Raw genomic sequence first — 22,228 nt, 5'->3', positions numbered from 1 at the left:
TGGTGGAGCGGGGCGACTGAGCCTCGCTCCGTCTAACGGAGTGTTTATGGCAGTCAAAGTCCTGGTGGTGGACGATTCGGGGTTTTTCCGCCGCCGCGTCTCGGAAATTCTTTCAGCGGATCCGAACATCCAGGTCGTCGGCACGGCGACCAACGGAAAAGAGGCGATTGATCAGGCGCTGGCCCTCAAGCCAGACGTGATCACCATGGACTACGAGATGCCGATGATGGATGGCATCACGGCGGTGCGGCACATCATGCAGCGCTGCCCGACCCCGGTGTTGATGTTTTCCTCGCTGACCCACGAAGGCGCTCGGGTCACTCTCGATGCGCTGGACGCCGGCGCGGTGGACTTCCTGCCGAAGAATTTCGAAGACATCTCCCGCAACCCGGAGAAGGTCAAGCAACTGCTGTGCGAGAAGATTCTCAGCATCTCGCGCAGTAACCGTCGTGCCAGCACTTACAGCGCTCCGGCACCCGTCGCCGCGCCAGCCCCGACGCCTGCGCCTTCGAGCGTCAGTAGCTACGGCAGCAGCGCGCCTGCGCGTCCGGCACCGGCGCCGATTCCGGCGCGTACGCACGCATCCGCCTCGTCGTCGCCAGCGCCGAAACGCAAGGCCTACAAGTTGGTCGCCATCGGCACGTCCACCGGTGGTCCGGTTGCCCTGCAGCGGGTTCTGACCCAATTGCCGGCCAACTTCCCCGCCCCCATCGTATTGATCCAGCACATGCCGGCCGCCTTCACCAAGGCCTTCGCCGAACGTCTGGACAAGCTCTGCCGCATCAGCGTCAAGGAAGCCGAGGATGGCGACATCCTGCGTCCGGGCCTGGCGCTGCTGGCACCGGGTGGCAAGCAAATGATGATCGACGGCCGTGGCGCGGTGAAAATCCTCCCGGGCGACGAGCGTTTGAACTACAAGCCGTGCGTGGACATCACCTTCGGTTCCGCGGCCAAGACCTACGGTGACAAAGTTCTGGCGGTCGTGTTGACCGGCATGGGCGCCGATGGTCGCGAAGGCGCGCGTCTGCTCAAGCAGGGCGGCAGCTCGATCTGGGCCCAGGATGAAGCCAGCTGCGTGATTTACGGCATGCCGATGGCCATCGTCAAAGCCGAACTCGCCGACGCGGTGTACGGCCTGGACGATATTGGCAAGCATCTGGTCGAGGCTTGTATCTGATGGATGTTTTAAGCCTTATCGGGATCATCCTGGCGTTTGTCGCCATCATTGGCGGCAACTACCTTGAAGGCGGTCACCTCGGCGCACTGGCCAACGGCCCGGCGGCGTTGATCGTGATCGGTGGGACCGTCGGTGCGGCGCTGTTGCAGGCGCCGATGAGCGCCTTCAAGCGCGCCATGCAGATTCTGGGATGGATCCTGTTCCCTCCGCGCGTGGACCTGGCCGGTGGCGTCGATCGCGTTGTGAACTGGAGCCTGATCGCACGCAAGGAAGGCCTGCTCGGTCTGGAAGGGGTGGCCGACGCCGAACCCGACAACTACTCGCGCAAAGGCCTGCAACTGCTGGTGGACGGCGCGGAGCCGGAAGCGATTCGCAGCATTTTGGAAGTGGATTTCTACACCCAGGAAAGCCGCGACATCGAAGCCGCCAAAGTCTTCGAAAGCATGGGCGGCTACGCGCCGACCATCGGCATCATCGGTGCGGTGATGGGCCTGATCCACGTGATGGGCAACCTGGCCGATCCATCTCAACTGGGCAGCGGCATTGCCGTGGCCTTCGTCGCGACCATCTATGGCGTGGCCAGTGCCAACCTGGTGCTGCTGCCGATTGCCGCCAAACTCAAGTCTGTCGCTTTGCGGCAGTCGCGTTATCGCGAAATGTTGTTGGAAGGCATTCTGTCGATCGCCGAAGGTGAAAACCCTCGCTCTATCGAGTTGAAGCTTCAGGGCTTCATGGATTGATGGGAGACATGGACCATGGCACGTCGTCGCCAACCTGAAGAACATGTAAACCATGAGCGTTGGCTGGTTTCGTACGCCGACTTCATCACGTTGCTGTTCGCTTTCTTCGTCGTGATGTATTCGATCTCTTCGATCAACGAAGGCAAGTACAAGGTCATCTCGGAAGCGTTGATTGGCGTGTTCACCGATTCGGATCGTGCGCTCAAGCCGATCCCGATTGGCGACGAGCGACCGAAGACCGTGACCCCGGCCAAGCCGCTGGTTAAAGACGCCGAGCAGGTCGACGCCGGCATTGCGGGTGCCAGCGATCCGCTCAAGAGCATCGCCGACGACATCAGCGCCGCGTTCGGCGACTTGATCAGCTCCAATCAGATGACCATTCGCGGCAATGAGCTGTGGGTCGAGATCGAACTCAATTCCAGCCTGTTGTTCGGCAGTGGCGACGCCATGCCCAGTGACATCGCGTTCAACATCATCGACAAGGTCGCAGCGATTCTGAAGCCGTTCGATAACCCGATTCACGTCGAAGGCTTCACTGACGATCAACCGATCCGCACCGCGCAGTACCCGACCAACTGGGAGCTGTCCTCGGCCCGTTCGGCGAGCATCGTGCGCATGCTGGCGATGCAGGGTGTGAACCCTGGTCGTCTGGCGTCGGTGGGTTACGGCGAGTTCCAGCCTGTGGCCAACAACGCGACTGCCGAGGGGCGGGCGCGCAACCGTCGGGTGGTGCTGGTGGTGTCACGAAATCTTGATGTACGCCGCAGTCTCACCGGTACCGGAACGGCCAATGCGCATCCGGATGCCGCGTTGAAGCGTGCTGGCACACAAACTGCACCGACCCCGGTCAAGTCGCCGGGACGAGAGAGCGCCGTCAATTCTCCGTCACCCGCATTAATACGTTGAGCTATTTCTCGGTCGACCATTTCGACCGGGAGGAACAATCCGAATGAGAGTCTGGGCAGTCGCCAATCAAAAGGGTGGTGTCGGTAAAACCACTTCCTCTATCGCTTTAGCCGGTTTACTGGCCGAGGCGGGCAAGCGCGTGGTCGTGGTCGATCTCGATCCTCACGGCTCCATGACCAGCTACTTCGGTTACGACCCCGACAGCCTGGAACACAGCAGCTACGACCTGTTCCTGAATAAGGGCAGCGTGCCGCAAGGTTTGCCCGGTCAATTGTTGTTGCCCACCAGCCACGAAAGTATTTCTCTGTTGCCATCGAGCACTGCACTCGCGACCCTCGAGCGCCAGTCGCCGGGTCAGAGTGGCTTGGGCCTGGTGATTGCCAAGAGTCTGGCGCAACTGTGGCAGGACTTCGATTACGCCGTGATCGACAGCCCGCCGTTGCTCGGTTTGCTGATGGTCAATGCCTTGGCGGCGAGCCAGCAATTGGTGATTCCGGTGCAGACCGAGCACTTGGCGGTCAAAGGCCTGGAGCGCATGGTCAACACCCTGGCGATGATCAACCGTTCACGCAAACAGGCGTTGCCCTTCAGCATCGTGCCGACCCTGTTCGACCGCCGCACGCAGGCTTCCCTCGGCACTCTGCGGGTGTTGCGCGACAAGTACCCGGAAGAAATCTGGCAGGGCTACATTCCAGTCGACACCCGCTTGCGTGACGCCAGCCGTGCCGGCGTGACGCCTTCGCAATTTGACGGCAAGAGCCGTGGTGTTCTCGCCTACCGCGCACTGCTCAAGCATTTGCTGGCAGCACAACTTGTCCCGCAGGTGGCGTGACATGAACCGCCCGGTAAAAATCACCTCGCGCCCGCAACTCGCGCTCCAGTCTTATCTGGACAGCTTGCTGATGGAGGCGACCGAAGAGTTGCCGCCACAAATCGAGGCGCTGCCCGAGGTTGTGGAGGTTGAAGCTGCGCTGGACGAATTCCAGGCGGCAGTGCTTGAAGAGCAGGCTCGTGATGCGCAGAAACCCGCCGCGGTCGCCGCGCTGAAGGTAGCGCCAGTGGTAGCACCCGTGGTGAAAGCAACTGTTGTGATCGAAGAAGCACCGGCACCGGTTCTGGCGCCGGTATCGACTATCGCACCGCTGCTGCAAGCCCTGGTGCCGCCGGTGGTCGAAGTCCACTTGCCGCCGAGCAACACGCCGCCACCGGTGGAAACCGATGGTCGTCCGTCATGGGCCTCCGAGCCATTCGAATGCCTGTTGTTCGATGTCGCCGGGTTGACCCTGGCGGTGCCGCTGGTGTGCCTGGGCTCGATTTACTCCTTGGCCGGCCACGAGCTGACGCCGCTGTTCGGTCAGCCGGAATGGTTCCTCGGAATTCTGCCAAGCCAGGCCGGCAACCTGAAAGTATTGGACACCGCGCGTTGGGTCATGCCTGACCGCTACCGCGACGATTTCCGTCAGGGCCTGCAGTACGTTATTTCGGTTCAGGGTTACGAGTGGGGGCTGGCGGTGCATCAAGTCAGCCGCTCATTGCGCCTGGACCCGAACGAAATCAAATGGCGCAGCCAGCGTGGTCAACGGCCATGGCTGGCGGGCACCGTGATTGAACACATGTGTGCATTGCTCGACGTTTCAGCACTGGCCGAGTTGATCGCCAGCGGTGGGGCAAAGCACATGAGCAGCATTAAACCAGTGCATAAACCGACATAAAAACAGGTGGCGGCAGTGACTGCCGTCACACAGAACATACACCGCTAGGGCGGTTTTTCGAGGGGTCAGGGTATGAATGATAAGGCGTCGTCTGCAAAGGGTTCCGAAGATCCGATCCTGCAATGGGTAACCTTCAAACTGGACAACGAAACCTACGGCATCAACGTGATGCGCGTTCAGGAAGTCCTGCGTTACACCGAAATCGCCCCGGTCCCGGGTGCCCCGAGCTACGTGCTGGGCATCATCAACCTGCGCGGTAACGTGGTCACCGTGATCGACACCCGTCAGCGCTTCGGCCTGATGAATGCCGAGATCAGCGACAACACCCGTATCGTCATTATCGAAGCCGACAAGCAAGTGGTCGGGATCATGGTCGACAGCGTGGCCGAAGTGGTTTACCTGCGTCAGTCGGAAATCGAAACCGCGCCGAATGTCGGTAACGAAGAATCCGCCAAGTTCATTCAAGGCGTATGCAACAAGAACAACGAGCTGCTGATTCTGGTCGAGCTGGACAAGATGATGAGCGAAGAAGAATGGTCGGACCTGGAGAACATCTGATTGATTCTTGAGGTGGCGGTCATTGTCCTGTTCCTCTTTTGGGCAGGCACACTGGCGATGTTTCTGGCGTACATACGTGGCCAACGACTGATCGCTGCGCAACAGGCTCAGGGTGATGCGCTGCGCGATCAGCGCATCAAAGACCTGGCCCGGCGTGTCGAGGACTACCAGAGCGGCAACGTGCGCATGGGTGAAGACCTGCACGAACTGCGCGCGGTGGTGGGCCCGTTACCGGACAAACTGGCTCAGCTGGAACAGCGCGATCCGTCGAGCCTGTCGTTTGCCCAAGCGGCGCGATTGGTGGGCATGGGCGCCAGCGTCGACGAACTGACTCAGTCCTGCGGGTTGACCCAGGCTGAGGCGGAGTTGATGAGTAAGGTACACAAGAACTGACGCCTCCCAACGATCGAGGATCGTTCCCACGCTCTGCGTGGGAATGCCTCAACGGACGCTCCGCGTTCGGCTTTGCATGGGACGCGGAGCGTCCCGGGCTGCATTCCCACGCAGACGGTTCGACGCCTCTACGTGGGAACGATCAGTAGTCGTCGCCGCGATTGGTGATGTCTTTCTCGACCATCGGCGCATCCGGATCTTGTCCCTCAGGAAACTTGCCCTTCAAATTCCACGCAAACGCAATAATCTCGGCAATCGTGCGATACAACTCCTCCGGAATACTCTCCCCCAATTCCATCCGCGCCAGCAGTTTCACCAGCTCGGCGTTTTCGTAGATGGGCACTTCATAATCGCGGGCGATCTTCAGAATGGCTTCGGCAAGTGCGTCGTCACCTTTGGCCGTGAGGGTAGGGGCGTGGCTGCCGTCGTATTTGAGGGCGATGGCTTGGCGCGGGGTGTTGGGGTTTCTCATGCGGTTTCGTCGACCCAGCGTTGTTCGAGACGGGTTTGAGGGCCTTGTGGCGGTGTGCCGAGGTGGCAATCGAGATCGCCGACATTCAGGCCGGACGCCAGCAGGCGCTGGCGCAGTTCGGCCAGATGACTTTCGATCAGACTGGCGGTGTACGAGATCGATTAGCTAACGTCGGTTGCGATGATTCTTTGTATAGATTATTACAAATGATTTCAAATGTTTCCCAGATTGGTTAATTACCGTCCTACTTTAGATATCTCGGTCTAGAGCGGGTCCATCGATTTCGTCCTACAATCAATGTATGAAGTATCCTACATGAGCTGCAGTTATTTAACGAGTTTGATCTTATGGGTCCTTATCTGTCATCTGTTTTTCATTGACAGGTTACAGCGTGATACTTAGTTTGGGGTCGTCCAAGAATCTCTCGGACAAAAAATATATCTATCGGAGAAACACCATGAAAAGTGCGAAAGAAGTCTTCAAGAAAACCCCAGATAGCAGTGCTGTTAAAGAGTTTGCAACTCGAGCCTGGTAAGAAGTAATTAAGATATTGCGGTTTGAATAATCGCAATATCTTATAATGATAAGGGGTTAATATGGATATCGTCAGAGCAGACCTGTTTCCTTTTGACATGCAGTATCCTATTTACAATTTCTTTTATCCTGCTTCCGGTGTTGTTACGGACTTTCGGGAGCTTGATGAAATATTGTCGCTGGCGAATGTAACGGTTAAAAAGCGAGCGTTGTATATACATATTCCTTTTTGCGACACCATTTGCTCGTTCTGCCCATTCACGCGAGGTCGGGTTACCGACATTAATGTAATTGAACTATATGTCCAGGCATTGATTAACGAGATTAATTTAAAAAGCAAAATGTTATATTTGAATTGTGTCCCGATTAATGCCGTTTTTTTTGGCGGGGGCACTCCGTCCATGATGTCGGCGGAGCAGATACATAGAGTAGGCGCTGTTTTGCACAGAAATTTTGACCTAACAAAAATTAAAGAGTTTTCTTTTGAGATCGAAGTTAAAAGCCTTAGCGCGGAAAAAGCTTCGGCAATGAAAAGCATAGGTGTAACTCATCCGCGATTTGGTTTACAGACTTTCTCAAAAAAATGGCGTGACCTATTTACACTAACTGCAACCATCGATCAGATTAAGCAGGGTGTTGATATTTTGTCTGATCGGTTTGACAATGTGTCATTTGATATTTTGTACGGGATGTCCGGTCATACCGAGGAAGAACTTCTTCTGGATCTGAGCAAGGCTTGTGATACAGGGGTAAGTAACATTGATGTTTATCCAATTGACAACATAATGACTCAGCCCTCGCTGCATAAAGTTTTGACCAAGATGAAGTACATTCCAACTTCAGCGACCAAAAAATTCACAATGAACATGTTGGTTGATGCCTATATGCGTTCAAGAGGCTACATGCCACACAATGGGCATGGATATCGTAAGGTCGGGAACCTGCTGGTCAATACAGATGTGATTTACGAAGGTTACAAATTTGAGTATCACGAACATGTATATGGATACCATGATCACGACCTAATTGGCTTTGGTGTAAGCGCTATCAGCAGTACGTACAATGCAAAACTAATAAATACCAACTTGCGTAGTAAATACATAGCTGAGTTTACATCCCTAGATGATATAAGTAGCACCTTTAAAATATTTAAACATAACAGCGAGTTGGACTATTTACGTCCGTTGGCTTTAAGGCTTCCATATTTTGGCACGGTTGATAAAAGCAGAGTCGCTACGCAGTTGTTCTCAGAAGAGACCAAGCAAAAAATTACATCTCTCAAGGCGGTAGGTTTGATTTCTGAAACTGAAACCCATTTTTTTCTGACAAAGACAGGTTGGTATAATTACGTAAATATCATGTACTACCTGCAACCCGTAGTTGAGCAGCAGGCTATGGACAGTTTTGTAGCGGAACAGTTAGAAGGCTCAGTCCGAGATATTACGGAGAGTGAGGTGTTTTTTAGAATATAGATTTATTATACCTATCTTAGTTGGGGCGCTGTATTCGAATATTATGTTGAATATGGATGGTTTTCCATGTGTTGTACTTCTTCGTCTTCAAATATTAGCTGTATGTATGTAATGTTGGGGTATCTCGAATGTCGATTTGGAGAAGTTTTTGCGGGAAAATAGCTATAAAATTACTAGGAGTTTCAGTATGACTAATTCTAGCGGTGCATATCCAGGGGTTCATATTTTTGGTGAGCTGAAGGGCCTGGATTTCAAGTTGCTGAATAATTTGCCATTGCTAGAAAGCTCTTTAATTAAATCAATAACCGCCGGCGGTGCAACCGTCTGTGGCTATGTATCAAAGCAATTTTCTCCCCATGGTGTTACTACCTTGGTTCTTTTGTCTGAATCCCATGCATCCATTCACACCTATCCCGAAGATGGTTTTCTATTTTTTGATATTTTTACATGCGGAGTTTGTAAGCCTGATCTGATTCTTGAGTCGTTGGTTGAGATGTTTAAACCAATGGAAGTCATTCAATCAAAAATACTGAGAGGTGGTTAGAACTGTAGAAGTATGCTGTGCACTTTTTACGCGAGGAAAACATATTTATTTATTTGAGGTGGTCAATGCAATGCCCAACTATTTTTAACAAAATATGGCCACTTTGCTTTTCTAGTTTTTTTTCAAAAACCGGTGAATTTGCTTATGAAGTAGTCTTTGCGCTCCTTGCAATTGAATTTCTTGACTCTAATTATTTCTATTTGGGACTGGTTTATTTTGTCAGATTTATGCCATACGTATTTTTTGGTGCAATAGGAGGGTGGATTGCAGATAGCTACCCTCAAAAAAACAATATGTTGTTCAGTGAGTTTTTTCGATTGGGTGTGGCTGCATCGTTGTCTGTGTTCTATATTAATGACAGCCTGAATGTGTATGTGTTAATAATAAGCTCTATGTTAATCACTGTAGGGCGAAGTCTGTTCCAGCCCAGTTTTAGATCATATCTACCCACGGCACTTGAACAAAAAGATTTGCCTGTTGCAAACAGTGTGCTTCAAATAATTGAAGATATTGCATCGATAATCGGTCCATTGGCCTGTGCTCTTTTTATTTCTCTGGGCGGGAAAGTGTATGTGATTTACATGTATCCCATCACTTATGTTTTGTCCGTTTTTATGTTGGTGTTTTTGAGAGCGAATTTACCCTCTGGAAAGAAGAAGTTATCTCTACTGGATATTTTTTGTGACGCCAAAACAACCGCTTCACAGATGCGGGCAGAAAACCCAAATCTGTTCTTTGTCATCGCTGGTACATCAATGTGCGTGTTATTTACTGCTTCATTACTTAGATTTGTATTACCGTCTTCTATAATGAACGTCTATGATGATGAGGCATTGGTTGGATATATCTACTCCGTCATGTCATTGGGTACTGTTGTTGGCGGTTTTTGTTATGTGCGAATAGTCAGGCATTCTAGTCCCATCCAGTTGATGACTTCGTGGATGATATACGGCGTGTTTTTTTTGGCCACTTCCATCGCTATAAGCGTACACTTTGTTGGTGTTCTTTTAATGATATTTTTTCTTGGTTTTTGCGGGGCAATAGTTGATATTTCTATTATTACAAATATTCAATTTCTTTCACTTAAAGGTGATTTAGGCAAAAATTACGCGCTGTATTCAACCCTAGCTAATGCTAGCGAAGCTGTGTCTGGTCTTATTTCCGGATTATTTTTTATATTGCTAGGTGGCGCTTCTTTTTCCGTAATTTCTTTGTTGATTACGGTATCGGCAAAAACTGTGATTTCAAGAATCAAGAGGATTGAATATGAATGGAAAAGGTAGGTTCAAGGTCGCCACTAGCTTACAAGCTGCAAGTTATTTTAAAACTGACAGAGAGAAGGTGCTAATTTCTTGTGTGTGGGATTTTAGTGATATTGCAGTTATCGTTTTAACCAGTGAGGAATTGGATAGTCGTGTAGCAAAACTGATGTGCGGGTTGAGTGAAAATATTCCCATATTTGAATTGGTTATCGAAAAATTTAAAGAGGAAGATTTGAGGTTTGAGAAACTGTTAGGAGGTCGTCATGTCGGGTCTGGTGACATAGTGAACTTGAGCAAAGAAGTAGAGTGTACGGCTCAATGGTATGAAAACGAAGTACTGCCTCCGTTTTTTAAAGTGCTTGCTGAATATCTCTCTAGAGATAATATAACGTTCGCCTGTCCTGGTCACCAGGGAAGCAATTTTTTGTCAAAACATCCTGCGGGTCAAAAATTCTTAGATTTTTTTGGTCACAACCTGTTCAAAGCTGATGTGCCGCATGCAGATCCCATGCTTGGAGATTTGTTAAGTCATTTCGGCCCTCCGGGGGAGGCCCAGCAACACGCGGCTTCTGTTTTTAATGCCGACAAAACGTATTTTGTTCTTAATGGCACATCATCATCAAATAAAATAGTTGCGAACGCGTTACTGACTAAGGGCGACGTTGTGCTATTTGACAGAAACAATCATAAGTCTTGCTATCACGGTGCATTGGTTCAAGCAGGTGCAACGCCCGTGTATTTGGAGGCCATGCGAAACGCATATGGGGTCATAGGCGGCGTACCGGCACATTGTTTTGACGAGCAATATCTCCGAGCAAGACTTAAAGAAGTAGCGCCAGAAAAAGCGGATGAGGACCGTCCGTTTCGACTTGCGATTCTCCAATCAGGAACATGGGATGGCAGCGTTTATAATGTAAAACAGGTTGTTGAGAAGATAGGGCATTTATGCGATTACATACTTTTTGATTCTGCGTGGCTAGGCTATGAACAATTCATCAGAATTATGCACGATTGCTCACCTCTTTTGCTGGATTTAGGTGAGGACTCGCCAGGTATCATTGTCACACAGTCGGTGCACAAACAACTGGCGGGTTTTTCTCAAACATCTCAGATCCATAAAAAAGACAATCACATTAAATTGCAAAACAGATACTGCAATCATGCTCGATTTAACAATGCTTTTATGCTGTATGCCTCGACGAGTCCCTTTTACCCATTGTTCGCGTCCCTTGATGTAAACGCAAAAATTCATTCGAAAGGGAATGGGGAGCGTATTTGGGAGGATTGTGTTCACGTTGGCATTGAGGCGCGTAAAATGATTTTTTCTGCTTGCGAGAACATCTTGCCATTTGTTCCATCACTCATTGATGGTAAGCCTTGGAAAGATTACGAAACTGATGTTATTGCTAGCGATTTTCGTTTTTTTGAGTTTTCGAGCAATGAGAAGTGGCATGGCTTCAAAGGGTATGGTGAGTCTCAATATTTTATTGATCCGTGTAAGTTGTTGTTAACGACTTCCAGAGCTAACGCGCAGGGAGGAGACAATAAAGTCTTCGAGCTTCCAGCGATAATTTTGGCGCATTACCTGCGAGATCAAGGGATTGTTCCAGAAAAAAGCGACTTGTACTTAATTGTGTTTTTGCTCACTCCCGCGACGAGTATTGATAAATTAGAAATTCTCGTTACTGAACTCTGTCGTTTTGAATGTCATGTGAAATTAAATTCACTTTTGATTGATGTGGTTCCCTCTATTTATAACAGTGATCCTCTGCGCTACCATGGCTGTGGTGTTAGGGATCTTTGTCAAGAGTTGAGTAAGCTGTATTCGGATTTTTGTTTGGTAAAACTTCAGGGCGATATGTTCGCAGAATGTAATTTTCCTGATGTTGTCATGTCTTCCTACAATGCTAATTGTCACTTGGTGAGGGGGGATGTAGAATTGATACCCTTAATGTCAGCCGCTGGAAGAGTAGCTGCTGAAGGGGTAGTGCCTTATCCTCCAGGCATTCTATGTTTGGCTCCTGGCGAAATGTGGGGTGGCGCAGTGCTTGAATATGTATTGGTGGCTGAACACCTGATGAACACGCACCCAGTTTTAAGTCCTGAAATACAAGGCGTGCATGTAAAAGTTGGCGGCGATGGAAAAAAAATATATTACGGATATGTAGTAAAAGAATCAGCCGAGTCCTGATGTGACGGAACTCTTTAAAAAAATCATTCACGTAGACATGGACTGTTTTTTCGCAGCCATAGAGATGCGAGATGATCCGGTGCTTATGGGTATACCTCTTGCGATAGGCGGTAGCGTAGAAAGCAGGGGGGTCATTTGCACGGCTAACTATCTAGCAAGACGCTATGGTGTACACAGTGCTATGTCTACGGCAAGAGCGTTTAAGTTGTGTCCTGATCTCAAAGTGTTGCCTGTTCGAATGGAAGTTTACGAAGCAGTGTCATTGCAAATACAGGAGATTTTTTCCCGTTATACATCAAATTTTGAACCGATTTCGTTGGATGAGGCCTATCTTGATGTTACTGACTGCGAGGCTTGTCGCGGATCAGCTACTTTGATCGCTCAAGAAATACGAACTTCTATAAATAATGAACTGAATTTAACCGCCTCTGCTGGCGTAGCACCAATCAAGTTTCTTGCCAAAATCGCATCCGATGTCAATAAACCAAATGGTCAATTTGTAATTGCTCCGAATGAAGTGGAATCGTTCGTACGATCGCTTCCTCTATGCAAAATACCGGGCGTTGGGCCTAAGACTTCACAGCGCTTATACGATCTTGGTCTGAACACGTGTGCGGATGTACAAAGGGCCAGTATATCTACAGTTATAAAAGAGTTTGGAAAGGTTGGCGTTGAAATTTGGAACCGTTGTCACGGTATTGATGAACGTACTGTTTGCGCAGACTCTTTACGGAAAACTGTCGGCATCGAAATTACGCTGCCTCAAGACATACACGATTGGGAACAATGCAAAAAAATAATAGGCCACTTGTATCCAGAGTTAATGCGAAGGTTAAGGCAATATAGCCCCGACTTGAGCGTTTCTCGGCAAGGTGTAAAAATAAAATTTGATGATTTTTATCTCACGTCTCATGAGTATGCGTATCATATTTTGGATTTTGCAGGGCTATTGTCGGCGGCACATTTTGTTTGGGAATCTCGGCGTAATGGACGAGGCGTCCGATTGATTGGTTTGATTGCAACTTTGCGAGATCCACTCTTCGGGCGTCAGTTGTCTTTCTCGTGGTAGATATATTTAATTCTGATTTACGTGAGTGAAAGGCGAAAACCGAAGGCCGAGCATACCGAAATGCAATTGACGATTTTACCTCTTAGCAGAAGCACTAGCTCTTATGTTTACAGGTGATCAATAATCATCCCCTCGCTCGGTCACATCCTTCTCCCTCATTCCCGCTTCCGGATCACGCCCCTCAGGAAACTTACCCTTCAAATTCCACGCAAACGCAATAATCTCGGCAATCGTGCGATACAAATCCTCCGGAATACTCTCCCCCAATTCCATCCGCGCCAGCAGTTTCACCAGCTCGGCGTTTTCGTAGATGGGCACTTCATAATCGCGGGCGATCTTCAGAATGGCTTCGGCCAGTGCGTCGTCACCTTTGGCCGTGAGGGTAGGGGCGTGGCTGCCGTCGTATTTGAGGGCGATGGCTTGGCGCGGGGCGTTGGGGTTTCTCATGCGGTTTCGTCGACCCAGCGTTGTTCGAGACGGGTTTGAGGGCCTTGTGGCGGTGTGCCGAGGTGGCAATCGAGATCGCCGACATTCAGGCCGGACGCTAGCAGGCGCTGGCGCAGTTCGGCCAGATGACTTTCGATCAGACTGGCGGTGTACGGTCGTTCGGCCCACAGCTGGCTGGACAAGCTGCCTTTGATCAGTTGCGCCTGAATCTGCAGCGGGCCTAACGGCTCCATGTCGAAAGCCAGATCGACCCGCCAGAGCTGTTGCTTCGGGGGACGTTCTTCATTGCGTTCTTTTGGTTGTTCTTTCTCGGGGGCTTCTTCGCGCTGGAACTTGACCTGCAACGGCACGATGTCCTGCAGATTGCGCATCGGGATTTCCAGCTGCCAGGTGCTCATCAGCCGACCGTCGTCAGTGACGCCGGTCTGTTCCAGGCTCGACAGTTGATGGCTTTGCAGGCGCGAAACTGCCGCTGCCGCCAAACGCAGCAGGTGCTCCAGATCGTTTTCACCGTCCTGGCTCTGCAACAGGCGTTCGGGGAGTGGGAAACTAGTCGGTAGCGGTTTGGCACTGACCTGACCGAGCATGCCAAGGGCGCTGCGCACGAAGTTCGGCATGGCTTGGGCCAGTGTGTTGGCGGCAATGATCGCGTTGAAATGGGTGTTGGCCGGCAGGCCTGGCGTCAGTTGGGCGATCAGCTTGAGCAGATCGCCTTTCATGTCCGGGGCGAGCGTGGGGTTCTGTCCGGCGAGCAGTTTGCTTTCCAGGAACATTCCACTATTGGCCAACGCCAGGGCCAGGCCTTTGGGCGTGCTGAGTTGCCGAACATCGGGCAGGCCGGCGAGCAGTTTGTCGACGGCGGCACGCAGGTCGCTTGAGGTCTGGTCCGATGCTGGCAGGTTTTGCAGAAGCTTGATCAAGCCGTCCAGCGAACCCTGGCGGCTTTGTTGGCTGACCAGTTGCTGCGTGACGGCCAACTGTTCCTGACGGCTGCTCAACGGCACGAACTTCAGCGTCTGAGTGTCCTGCACCAGCGCGCTCAGCAAGGTGCCGATGCGCAGCGGTGTCGGGCTGTCGATGCTCAGGGTGCTGCCGCTCAACGCGGTGTTGAGCAAGCCCACCATCGAGCGAAACACGGTCGGCTGGCCCGGGACCTGCGGCATCACCTGAGAGGTCAGCACTTTGCCTTGCAGCAGGGTGCCAACGGACAGTTGCGCCGTGTCGATACGGGTGAGGGTGGCAACGCTGGAGGCGATGGTTTGTTGCACGGTGACGGCCAGATTACCCGCCGACGGCTGGGTGATCGCCAGGCTGGTGCCTTGGGCCAACGGCTGGTTGCTGGTGGCCTGGACCGTGGTCTGACGGCCGCTGTCGAGGGTGACCTTGAGCAACAGTTGAAAGGTCTGATCCGCCTGCTTGAGCGACAGCACTTCGGCCCGGGCAGTCTGACCGGCAGCGATCAGGCCCTCCATGGGCGTCAGCAGCTTGAGCAAATCGCCACTCACCACCTGCGGCCGCGAAGTCGCAGGCGTGGTCTGCGGTAGCGGGAGGATGTTCATTTCGCCTGTCATACGCGGTCACAACCTGAGGAAATTGCCCTCTTTAGAGTAGGGCATGGCATGTATAATGCGGCCCCGTTGCAACCGGAGCGCTGAAAACATTTGCAAAACTTGATCTGGCTCCTTAGAACGGGCCGCGAATGCATTTATCCTGCATCTCTTTAGCGGCCGCACCGCTGCCGACTTGAACCGTAAAGGCCCGTGATCTCTTGACCAGTCCAGTCCTGCAAACCGTTGCCCTTGCTTGTGAGCGAGACCTTCGGCTGCTCTTCGAAAATCTCGAATTGAGACTGGCCAGTGGCGAAATGTTGCAAATCAGCGGCCCCAACGGCAGCGGCAAGACCAGCCTTTTACGTCTGCTTTGCGGGCTGATGCAGCCGACTGCCGGTCTCGTGCTGCTCAACGGCCAGCCACTGAACGAGCAACGCTTTGAGCTGGCGCGCAACCTGCTGTGGATCGGCCATGCCGCCGGGATCAAAGACCTGCTGACGCCGGAAGAGAATCTGAGCTGGCTTTGCGCCCTGCATCAACCGGCCTCCTATGAGGCGATCTGGCAAGCGCTGACGGCTGTCGGATTGCGCGGTTTCGAGGATGTTCCCTGCCACACGCTGTCTGCCGGGCAGCAACGCCGGGTCGCGTTGGCGCGGTTGTACCTGGAAAGCCCGCCGCTATGGATCCTCGATGAGCCGTTCACCGCGCTCGATAAACAAGGCGTGGCGCAACTTGAAGAACACCTGGCCGCCCACTGCGAGCGCGGTGGCATGGTGGTCTTGACCACTCACCACACGCTGGCCCGGATGCCGGCCGGTTATCGCGACATTGATCTGGGGAATTGGGCCGTATGAGTGTTTTCGGCCTGTTGGTCGCCCGTGAAGCCCGTTTGTTGTTCCGCCGTCCTGCGGAACTGGCCAATCCGCTCGTATTCTTCGCGATCGTCGTTTCCCTGTTCCCGTTGGCGGTCGGCCCCGAGTCTCAATTGTTGCAAACCTTGTCTCCGGGACTGGTCTGGGTAGCGGCCCTTTTATCGGTTTTGCTCTCGCTGGACGGGCTTTTCCGCAGTGATTTCGAAGATGGATCGCTTGAACAGTGGGTCCTTTCGTCGCACCCCCTGCCTCTTTTGGTTCTGGCCAAGGTACTGGCACACTGGGCCTTCTCTGGCCTGGCACTGGTTTTGCTCGCACCATTGCTGGCATTGATGCTCGGTTTGCCAACCGCCTGTCTGCCAGTGTTGCTGCTTTCTTTATTGCTGGGTACACCAGTGCTGAGCCTGCTCGGTGCGGTGGGCGCAGCCCTGACGGTGGGATTGAAACGCGGCGGCCTGTTGCTGGCGCTGCTGATTCTGCCGCTGTACATCCCGGTGTTGATTCTTGGCAGTGGCGCCTTGCAGGCGGCATTGCAAGGCATGCCGGCGACCGGTTATCTCCTGTGGCTTGGTAGCCTGACCGCCCTGGCGATAACCCTGACACCTTTTGCAATAGCTGCTGGCCTGAAGATCAGCGTCGGCGAATAATAATGAGGTCTGGTTGTTTTTTAACCACTTCTTTTGAAGAAAGGCAGACCCTTGACTGCTCGTGACAGCGAGCAGCAACCGTGATGGAAACAGTAATGAACTGGACTTGGTTTCATAAGCTCGGCTCGCCCAAATGGTTTTACGGCATCAGCGGCAAACTGATGCCATGGTTGAGCATCGCGGCGTTACTGCTGATTGGCGTTGGCGTAGTCTGGGGCCTGGCCTTCGCGCCGCCCGACTACCAGCAAGGCAACAGCTTTCGCATCATCTATATCCACGTTCCGGCCGCCATGCTGGCACAATCCGTCTACGTGATGCTGGCCGTGTGCGGCATCGTCGGGCTGGTGTGGAAGATGAAGCTGGCCGACGTCGCCCTGCAGTGCGCGGCGCCCATCGGTGCCTGGATGACCGCGGTGGCGCTGGTCACCGGGGCGATCTGGGGCAAACCGACCTGGGGTTCATGGTGGGTCTGGGATGCACGACTAACGTCCATGCTTATTCTGCTGTTTCTGTACTTCGGTCTCATTGCGCTGGGCAACGCCATCAGCAATCGTGACAGTGCCGCCAAGGCCTGCGCGGTATTGGCGATTGTCGGCGTGATCAACATCCCGATCATCAAATACTCGGTGGAGTGGTGGAACACCCTGCACCAGGGCGCGACCTTCACCCTCACCGAAAAACCGGCAATGCCGGTCGAGATGTGGCTGCCACTGCTGCTGATGGTGCTGGGCTTCTACTGTTTCTTTGGCGCGGTGCTGCTGCTGCGCATGCGCCTTGAAGTGCTCAAGCGCGAAGCCCGCGCCAGTTGGGTCAAGGCCGAAGTGCAGAACAGTCTGGAGGCCGCGCGATGAGTTTTGCTTCATTCGGCGACTTCCTCGCCATGGGCCATCATGCCCTGTATGTCTGGTCAGCCTATGGCATCTGCCTGGCGGTGCTGGCCCTCAACGTGGCGGCGCCGATCCTGGCCCGCAAGCGGTATCTGCAACAAGAGGCGCGTCGTCTGCGCCGGGAGAACGGCAAGTGAATCCGCTGCGTAAAAAGCGTCTTATCATCATTCTCGCGATCCTGGTCGGTGTCGGCGCTGCTGTCGGCCTGGCCCTGAGCGCCCTGCAGCAGAACATCAATCTGTTTTACACTCCGACCCAGATCGCCAACGGCGAAGCCCCGCAAGACACGCGCATCCGCGCGGGCGGCATGGTCGAGAAAGGTTCGCTGCAACGTTCCGGCGATTCGCTGGACGTGAAATTCATTGTCACCGACTTCAGCAAATCCGTGACCATCAGCTACCGCGGCATCCTCCCGGACCTGTTCCGCGAAGGGCAGGGCATCGTTGCCCTCGGTAAGCTCAACGCCGACGGCGTGGTGGTGGCCGACGAAGTGCTGGCCAAGCACGATGAAAAGTACATGCCGCCGGAAGTGACCAAGGCCCTGAAAGACAGCGGCCAGTCGGCGCCCACTCCCGTCAAAGAGGGCTAATTGATGACTTCCGCACTTTATAGTTCAGGGCTGTTCATCCCCGAACTCGGCCACCTGGCCATGATTCTGGCGCTGTGTTTCGCGCTGGTTCAGACCGTGGTGCCGTTGCTCGGTGCCTGGCGCGGTGACCGCTTGTGGATGAGCCTGGCCCAACCGGCCGCCTGGGGGCAATTCGCGTTTCTGCTGTTCGCCTTCGGTTGCCTGACTTACGCGTTCATGGCCGACGACTTCTCCGTCGCCTACGTCGCCAGTAACTCCAACAGCGCCTTGCCGTGGTACTACAAGTTCAGTGCGGTGTGGGGCGCTCACGAAGGGTCGTTGCTACTCTGGGCGTTGATACTCGGCGGCTGGACCTTCGCGGTGTCGGTGTTCTCCCGACAATTGCCGCAAGTGATGCTGGCTCGCGTACTGGCGGTGATGGGCATGATCAGCACCGGTTTCCTGCTGTTCCTGATCCTCACGTCCAACCCGTTTGCCCGAATCCTGCCGCAGATTCCTGCGGACGGGCGTGACCTCAACCCCTTGCTGCAAGACATCGGCCTGATCGTTCACCCGCCGATGCTTTACATGGGCTATGTCGGTTTCTCCGTGGCGTTCGCTTTCGCCATCGCGGCTCTGCTGGGCGGTCGTCTTGATGCCGCCTGGGCTCGCTGGTCCCGTCCGTGGACCATTGTTGCCTGGGCCTTCCTCGGTATCGGCATCACGTTGGGCTCCTGGTGGGCCTACTACGAACTCGGCTGGGGCGGCTGGTGGTTCTGGGACCCGGTGGAAAACGCATCCTTCATGCCATGGCTGGTGGGCACGGCGCTGATTCACTCGTTGGCGGTCACGGAAAAACGGGGCGTGTTCAAGAGCTGGACCGTATTGCTGGCCATCGCCGCGTTCTCGTTGAGCTTGCTGGGGACCTTCCTCGTGCGTTCCGGCGTGCTGACGTCGGTTCACGCGTTTGCGTCCGACCCTGAACGCGGCGTGTTCATCCTGATCTTCCTGCTGTTTGTGGTCGGTGGTTCGCTGACGCTGTTTGCCCTGCGCGCTCCAGTGGTGAAGAGCCAGGTTGGCTTCAATCTCTGGTCCCGGGAAACCCTGCTGCTGGGTAACAACCTGGTGCTGGTCGTGGCGGCGTCGATGATTCTGCTGGGCACCTTGTATCCGCTGATCCTCGATGCGATGACCGGCGCCAAACTGTCGGTCGGCCCACCGTACTTCAACGCGCTGTTCATTCCGTTGATGGCGTTACTGATGCTGGTGATGGCGGTCGGCATGCTGGTGCGCTGGAAAGACACCCCGGTCAAATGGCTGTTCAACATGCTGACCCCGGTGTTGCTCGGCAGCGCCGCATTGGCCGTCGTAGCCGGCGTCGCTTACGGCGACTTCAACTGGGCGGTGATCGCGACCTTCATGCTCGCGGCTTGGGTGTTGCTGGCTGGTGTGCGTGACATCTTCGACAAAACTCGCCACAAGGGCCTGATCAAAGGCCTGCCGACCCTGACCCGCAGTTATTGGGGCATGCAGGTCGCTCACCTCGGCATCGCCGTGTGCGCCCTCGGTGTCGTGCTGTCGAGCCAGAATAGTGCCGAGCGCGATTTGCGTCTGGCGCCGGGCGAGTCCATGGACCTGGGCGGTTACCAGTTCGTGTTCGAAGGCGCCAAGCATTTCGAAGGCCCCAACTTCACCTCCGACAGGGGCACCGTTCGGGTGACCCGCGATGGCAAGGAAGTCAGCGTGCTGCACCCGGAAAAACGCTTGTATACCGTGCAGAACTCGGTGATGACCGAAGCCGGGATCGACGCCGGTTTCACCCGTGACCTCTACGTCGCCCTCGGCGAACCGTTGGGCGACGGCGCCTGGGCGGTTCGTGTCCACGTCAAACCGTTCGTGCGCTGGATCTGGTTCGGCGGTCTGCTCACTGGTTTGGGCGGGTTGCTGGCGGCGCTGGATCGCCGTTACCGGGTCAAAGTGAAAAGCCGTGTGCGTGACGCACTGGGCATGACGGGAGCCACGGCATGAGACGTTGGTTGATGCTGTTGCCACTGGTGATTTTTCTGGTGGTGGCTGTTTTCCTTTACCGCGGTCTGTTCTTGAATCCGGCCGAGTTGCCCTCGGCGATGATCAACAAGCCATTCCCGGAGTTTTCCCTGCCGGCGGTGCAGGGCGACAAGACCCTGACCAAGGCCGACATTCTGGGTAAGCCTGCGCTGGTCAACGTTTGGGGGACCTGGTGCATTTCCTGCCGGGTCGAGCACCCGGTGCTGAACAAGCTGGCCAAGCAGGGTGTGGTGATCTACGGCATCAACTACAAGGACGTCAACGCGGATGCGTTGAAGTGGCTGGACGAATTCCACAATCCGTATCAGCTGGATATCCGTGACGACGCAGGTACATTGGGTCTCAATCTCGGTGTCTACGGTGCGCCGGAAACCTTCTTCATTGATGCCAAGGGCATCATCCGCGACAAATTCGTTGGCGTGATCGACGAACAGGTTTGGCGCGAAAAACTGGCGGCCAAGTATCAGGCGCTGGTCGATGAGGCCAAGCCATGAAGCGCTGGATAGCCGCCGCGGTATTGGGTTTGAGCATGGCCGGCGTGGCGCACGCGGCCATCGACACCTATGAGTTCGCCAAAGAAGGTGATCGCGAGCGTTTTCGCGAACTGACCAAAGAGCTGCGTTGCCCCAAGTGTCAGAATCAGGACATCGCCGACTCCAACGCCCCGATCGCCGCCGACCTGCGCAAAGAGATTTTTCGCATGCTCGGCGAGGGCAAGGACAATCAGCAGATCATCGACTTCATGGTCGACCGCTACGGTGATTTCGTCCGCTACAAACCTGCTCTGAATGCCAAGACTGCTTTGCTCTGGTTCGGCCCTGCCGGCCTGCTGCTGGGCGGTTTTGTGATCATCGCCGTGATCGTCCGCCGTCGTCGCGTGCAACGCACTGACACCAAGGATGAGCTTTCTGCCGAGGAGCGCGAGCGCCTCGACCACCTGTTGGATAAAACCAAGAATGATTGATTTCTGGCTCGCTGCAGGTCTGCTACTTCTGGTTGCCCTGAGTTTTCTGCTGATCCCCGTTCTGCGTGGTCGTCGCGCGCAGCTTGAAGAGGATCGTACTGCCCTGAACGTCGCGCTGTATCAGGAGCGCGTGGCTGAGTTGCAGACTCAGCAGGAAGAGGGCGTTCTCGATGCCGCGCAAATGGACACCGGCCGCGCCGAAGCCGCCCGTGAACTGCTCGCCGACACCGAAGGCGTCGAGGCGCCGCGCGTGTCCCGTCTGGGCAAACCGTGGCCCTTGCTGGCGGCGATTCTGGTGCCGGTGCTGGGTCTTGGCCTGTACCTGCATTTTGGCGCCAGCGACAAGGTCGAACTGACCCGCGAATTCGCCCAGGCGCCACAGTCGATGGAAGAGATGACCCGTCGCCTGGAACGTGCAGTCGCTGCTCAACCGGATTCGGCCGAGGGCTTGTACTTCCTGGGTCGTACTTACATGGCCCAGGACCGTCCTGGCGACGCGGCGAAGATCTTCGAACGCACGGTGAACCTGGCCGGTCGTCAGCCGGAACTGTTGGGCCAATGGGCTCAGGCCCAGTACTTCGCCGACGGCAAGAAGTGGTCGGACAAGGTCCAGGCTTTGACTGACGAAGCGCTGAAAGCCGATCCGAAAGAAGTCACCAGCCTTGGTCTGCTCGGCATCGCCGCCTTCGAAAGCGAGCGCTATCAGGACGCCATCGACTACTGGAAACGCTTACTGGCGCAACTGCCGCCGGAAGACAGTTCCCGTGCCGCGCTGCAAGGCGGAATCACCCGGGCCACCGAGAAACTTGAAGCCAGCGGTGGCAAGGTTGCCCAGGCGCCAGCCACCAAGGTCGCGGCGCTGCTGAAGGTGCGTGTGGATCTGGCGCCAGACTTGAAAGCCAAAGTCCAGCCGGGCGACAGCGTATTCATCTTCGCCCGCGCCACCTCAGGCCCACCGGCACCATTGGCCGCCAAGCGCCTGACCGTGGCCGACTTACCGGCGACCGTCGAGCTGGGCGATGCCGATGCAATGATGCCGCAGTTGAAACTGTCGAACTTCCCTGAAGTCCAACTGGTTGCGCGCATCTCTCGCGCCGGCCAACCGACTGCCGGCGAATGGATCGGTCGCAGCCAGCCTCTGGCCAGCAGCACCACCGCGCCGCAACAATTGACCATCGATAGCCCGGATAAATAAC

24 protein-coding genes and 1 pseudogene are annotated in these 22,228 nt (G+C 54.4%); 21 read left to right on the top strand and 4 right to left on the bottom strand.

The window, feature by feature from the left end; all coding sequences use genetic code 11:
- Positions 1 to 46: 46 nt before the first annotated feature.
- From ACYZTR_RS20200 to ACYZTR_RS20170, 7 genes are all read left to right on the top strand, one after another.
- Positions 47 to 1,177 carry a protein-glutamate methylesterase/protein-glutamine glutaminase gene (locus tag ACYZTR_RS20200; RefSeq protein WP_461973481.1) on the top strand — a complete coding sequence of 377 codons (1,131 nt, stop codon included), beginning with the start codon at positions 47 to 49 and terminating at the stop codon, positions 1,175 to 1,177.
- Positions 1,177 to 1,917 carry a flagellar motor protein gene (locus ACYZTR_RS20195; protein ID WP_461973480.1) on the top strand — a complete coding sequence of 247 codons (741 nt, stop codon included), beginning with the start codon at positions 1,177 to 1,179 and terminating at the stop codon, positions 1,915 to 1,917. Before ACYZTR_RS20200 ends, ACYZTR_RS20195 begins: the two co-directional genes overlap by 1 nt.
- Before the next feature lie 15 nt (positions 1,918 to 1,932).
- Complete coding sequence (gene motD, locus ACYZTR_RS20190) at positions 1,933 to 2,823, top strand: flagellar motor protein MotD (RefSeq protein WP_283183576.1); 891 nt, start codon at positions 1,933 to 1,935, stop codon at positions 2,821 to 2,823.
- Between the two features lie 43 nt (positions 2,824 to 2,866).
- A complete protein-coding gene (locus tag ACYZTR_RS20185; protein WP_033056007.1) occupies positions 2,867 to 3,655 on the top strand; it encodes a ParA family protein in 789 nt (262 codons plus the stop codon).
- Between the two features lies 1 nt (position 3,656).
- Positions 3,657 to 4,535 (top strand): CheW domain-containing protein, encoded by an 879-nt coding sequence (locus tag ACYZTR_RS20180; protein ID WP_461973479.1) that lies wholly within the window; start codon positions 3,657 to 3,659, stop codon positions 4,533 to 4,535.
- Between the two features lie 72 nt (positions 4,536 to 4,607).
- A complete protein-coding gene (locus ACYZTR_RS20175) occupies positions 4,608 to 5,093 on the top strand; it encodes a chemotaxis protein CheW (protein WP_131061597.1) in 486 nt (161 codons plus the stop codon).
- Entirely contained in the window at positions 5,094 to 5,486 is a 393-nt protein-coding gene (locus ACYZTR_RS20170) for a DUF2802 domain-containing protein (protein WP_461973478.1), read from the top strand.
- A gap of 142 nt (positions 5,487 to 5,628) precedes the next feature.
- Here the strand turns inward: ACYZTR_RS20170 and ACYZTR_RS20165 are convergent, their stop codons facing one another.
- Both ACYZTR_RS20165 and fliK (ACYZTR_RS20160) read right to left on the bottom strand, forming a co-directional pair.
- On the bottom strand, positions 5,629 to 5,958 hold the full coding sequence (locus ACYZTR_RS20165) for an EscU/YscU/HrcU family type III secretion system export apparatus switch protein (RefSeq protein WP_461973477.1): 330 nt from the start codon (positions 5,956 to 5,958) through the stop codon (positions 5,629 to 5,631).
- Positions 5,955 to 6,110 (bottom strand): annotated as a pseudogene (gene fliK, locus ACYZTR_RS20160) (flagellar hook-length control protein FliK); the annotation flags it as partial. The gene ACYZTR_RS20165 and the pseudogene fliK (ACYZTR_RS20160), both read right to left, overlap by 4 nt.
- Positions 6,111 to 6,554: 444 nt before the next feature.
- Between fliK (ACYZTR_RS20160) and ACYZTR_RS20155 the strand changes: the two are divergent.
- From ACYZTR_RS20155 to dinB, 5 genes are all read left to right on the top strand, one after another.
- Positions 6,555 to 7,964: a radical SAM protein gene (locus ACYZTR_RS20155; protein WP_461973476.1), complete on the top strand. Its 1,410-nt coding sequence runs from the start codon at positions 6,555 to 6,557 to the stop codon at positions 7,962 to 7,964.
- A gap of 187 nt (positions 7,965 to 8,151) precedes the next feature.
- A complete protein-coding gene (speD, locus tag ACYZTR_RS20150) occupies positions 8,152 to 8,508 on the top strand; it encodes an adenosylmethionine decarboxylase (protein WP_461973475.1) in 357 nt (118 codons plus the stop codon).
- A 65-nt stretch (positions 8,509 to 8,573) separates the two neighbouring features.
- A complete protein-coding gene (locus ACYZTR_RS20145; protein ID WP_461973474.1) occupies positions 8,574 to 9,791 on the top strand; it encodes an MFS transporter in 1,218 nt (405 codons plus the stop codon).
- The gene (gene speC, locus ACYZTR_RS20140) at positions 9,775 to 11,961 is read left to right on the top strand and encodes an ornithine decarboxylase (protein ID WP_461973473.1); all 2,187 of its coding nucleotides are present in this window, start codon (positions 9,775 to 9,777) and stop codon (positions 11,959 to 11,961) included. The genes ACYZTR_RS20145 and speC overlap by 17 nt, the downstream gene beginning before the upstream one ends.
- A 1-nt stretch (position 11,962) precedes the next feature.
- Positions 11,963 to 13,030: a DNA polymerase IV gene (gene dinB, locus ACYZTR_RS20135; RefSeq protein ID WP_461973472.1), complete on the top strand. Its 1,068-nt coding sequence runs from the start codon at positions 11,963 to 11,965 to the stop codon at positions 13,028 to 13,030.
- Positions 13,031 to 13,147: 117 nt separating this feature from the next.
- Here dinB and ACYZTR_RS20130 read toward each other — a convergent pair whose 3' ends face one another.
- Both ACYZTR_RS20130 and fliK (ACYZTR_RS20125) read right to left on the bottom strand, forming a co-directional pair.
- A complete protein-coding gene (locus tag ACYZTR_RS20130) occupies positions 13,148 to 13,477 on the bottom strand; it encodes an EscU/YscU/HrcU family type III secretion system export apparatus switch protein (RefSeq protein WP_461973471.1) in 330 nt (109 codons plus the stop codon).
- A complete protein-coding gene (gene fliK / locus ACYZTR_RS20125) occupies positions 13,474 to 15,048 on the bottom strand; it encodes a flagellar hook-length control protein FliK (protein WP_461973470.1) in 1,575 nt (524 codons plus the stop codon). The genes ACYZTR_RS20130 and fliK (ACYZTR_RS20125) overlap by 4 nt, the downstream gene beginning before the upstream one ends.
- Before the next feature lie 197 nt (positions 15,049 to 15,245).
- Between fliK (ACYZTR_RS20125) and ccmA the strand changes: the two genes are divergently transcribed.
- The 9 genes from ccmA (at position 15,246) to ccmI (ending at position 22,227) form a co-directional block, all read left to right on the top strand.
- On the top strand, positions 15,246 to 15,881 hold the full coding sequence (gene ccmA, locus ACYZTR_RS20120; protein WP_461973469.1) for a cytochrome c biogenesis heme-transporting ATPase CcmA: 636 nt from the start codon (positions 15,246 to 15,248) through the stop codon (positions 15,879 to 15,881).
- Positions 15,878 to 16,546 (top strand): heme exporter protein CcmB, encoded by a 669-nt coding sequence (ccmB, locus tag ACYZTR_RS20115; protein ID WP_090188533.1) that lies wholly within the window; start codon positions 15,878 to 15,880, stop codon positions 16,544 to 16,546. Before ccmA ends, ccmB begins: the two co-directional genes overlap by 4 nt.
- A gap of 95 nt (positions 16,547 to 16,641) precedes the next feature.
- On the top strand, positions 16,642 to 17,397 hold the full coding sequence (locus ACYZTR_RS20110) for a heme ABC transporter permease (protein ID WP_461973468.1): 756 nt from the start codon (positions 16,642 to 16,644) through the stop codon (positions 17,395 to 17,397).
- The gene (gene ccmD / locus ACYZTR_RS20105; RefSeq protein WP_008145547.1) at positions 17,394 to 17,570 is read left to right on the top strand and encodes a heme exporter protein CcmD; all 177 of its coding nucleotides are present in this window, start codon (positions 17,394 to 17,396) and stop codon (positions 17,568 to 17,570) included. Before ACYZTR_RS20110 ends, ccmD begins: the two co-directional genes overlap by 4 nt.
- Complete coding sequence (gene ccmE / locus ACYZTR_RS20100; RefSeq protein ID WP_461973467.1) at positions 17,567 to 18,022, top strand: cytochrome c maturation protein CcmE; 456 nt, start codon at positions 17,567 to 17,569, stop codon at positions 18,020 to 18,022. Before ccmD ends, ccmE begins: the two co-directional genes overlap by 4 nt.
- A 3-nt stretch (positions 18,023 to 18,025) precedes the next feature.
- Positions 18,026 to 20,029: a heme lyase CcmF/NrfE family subunit gene (locus ACYZTR_RS20095; protein WP_461973466.1), complete on the top strand. Its 2,004-nt coding sequence runs from the start codon at positions 18,026 to 18,028 to the stop codon at positions 20,027 to 20,029.
- Positions 20,026 to 20,562, top strand: coding sequence for a DsbE family thiol:disulfide interchange protein (locus ACYZTR_RS20090; protein WP_347804879.1), 537 nt, complete (start codon positions 20,026 to 20,028; stop codon positions 20,560 to 20,562). The genes ACYZTR_RS20095 and ACYZTR_RS20090 overlap by 4 nt, the downstream gene beginning before the upstream one ends.
- Positions 20,559 to 21,032, top strand: coding sequence for a cytochrome c-type biogenesis protein (locus ACYZTR_RS20085; protein WP_461973465.1), 474 nt, complete (start codon positions 20,559 to 20,561; stop codon positions 21,030 to 21,032). The genes ACYZTR_RS20090 and ACYZTR_RS20085 overlap by 4 nt, the downstream gene beginning before the upstream one ends.
- The gene (gene ccmI / locus ACYZTR_RS20080) at positions 21,025 to 22,227 is read left to right on the top strand and encodes a c-type cytochrome biogenesis protein CcmI (protein ID WP_461973464.1); all 1,203 of its coding nucleotides are present in this window, start codon (positions 21,025 to 21,027) and stop codon (positions 22,225 to 22,227) included. Before ACYZTR_RS20085 ends, ccmI begins: the two co-directional genes overlap by 8 nt.
- Position 22,228 lies beyond the last annotated feature (1 nt).

The sequence above is a fragment of the Pseudomonas sp. Hz4 genome (assembly GCF_054898165.1).
The sequence above is the reverse complement of the archived record's forward strand: the minus strand, read 5'-3'. Positions and strand labels throughout refer to the sequence as shown.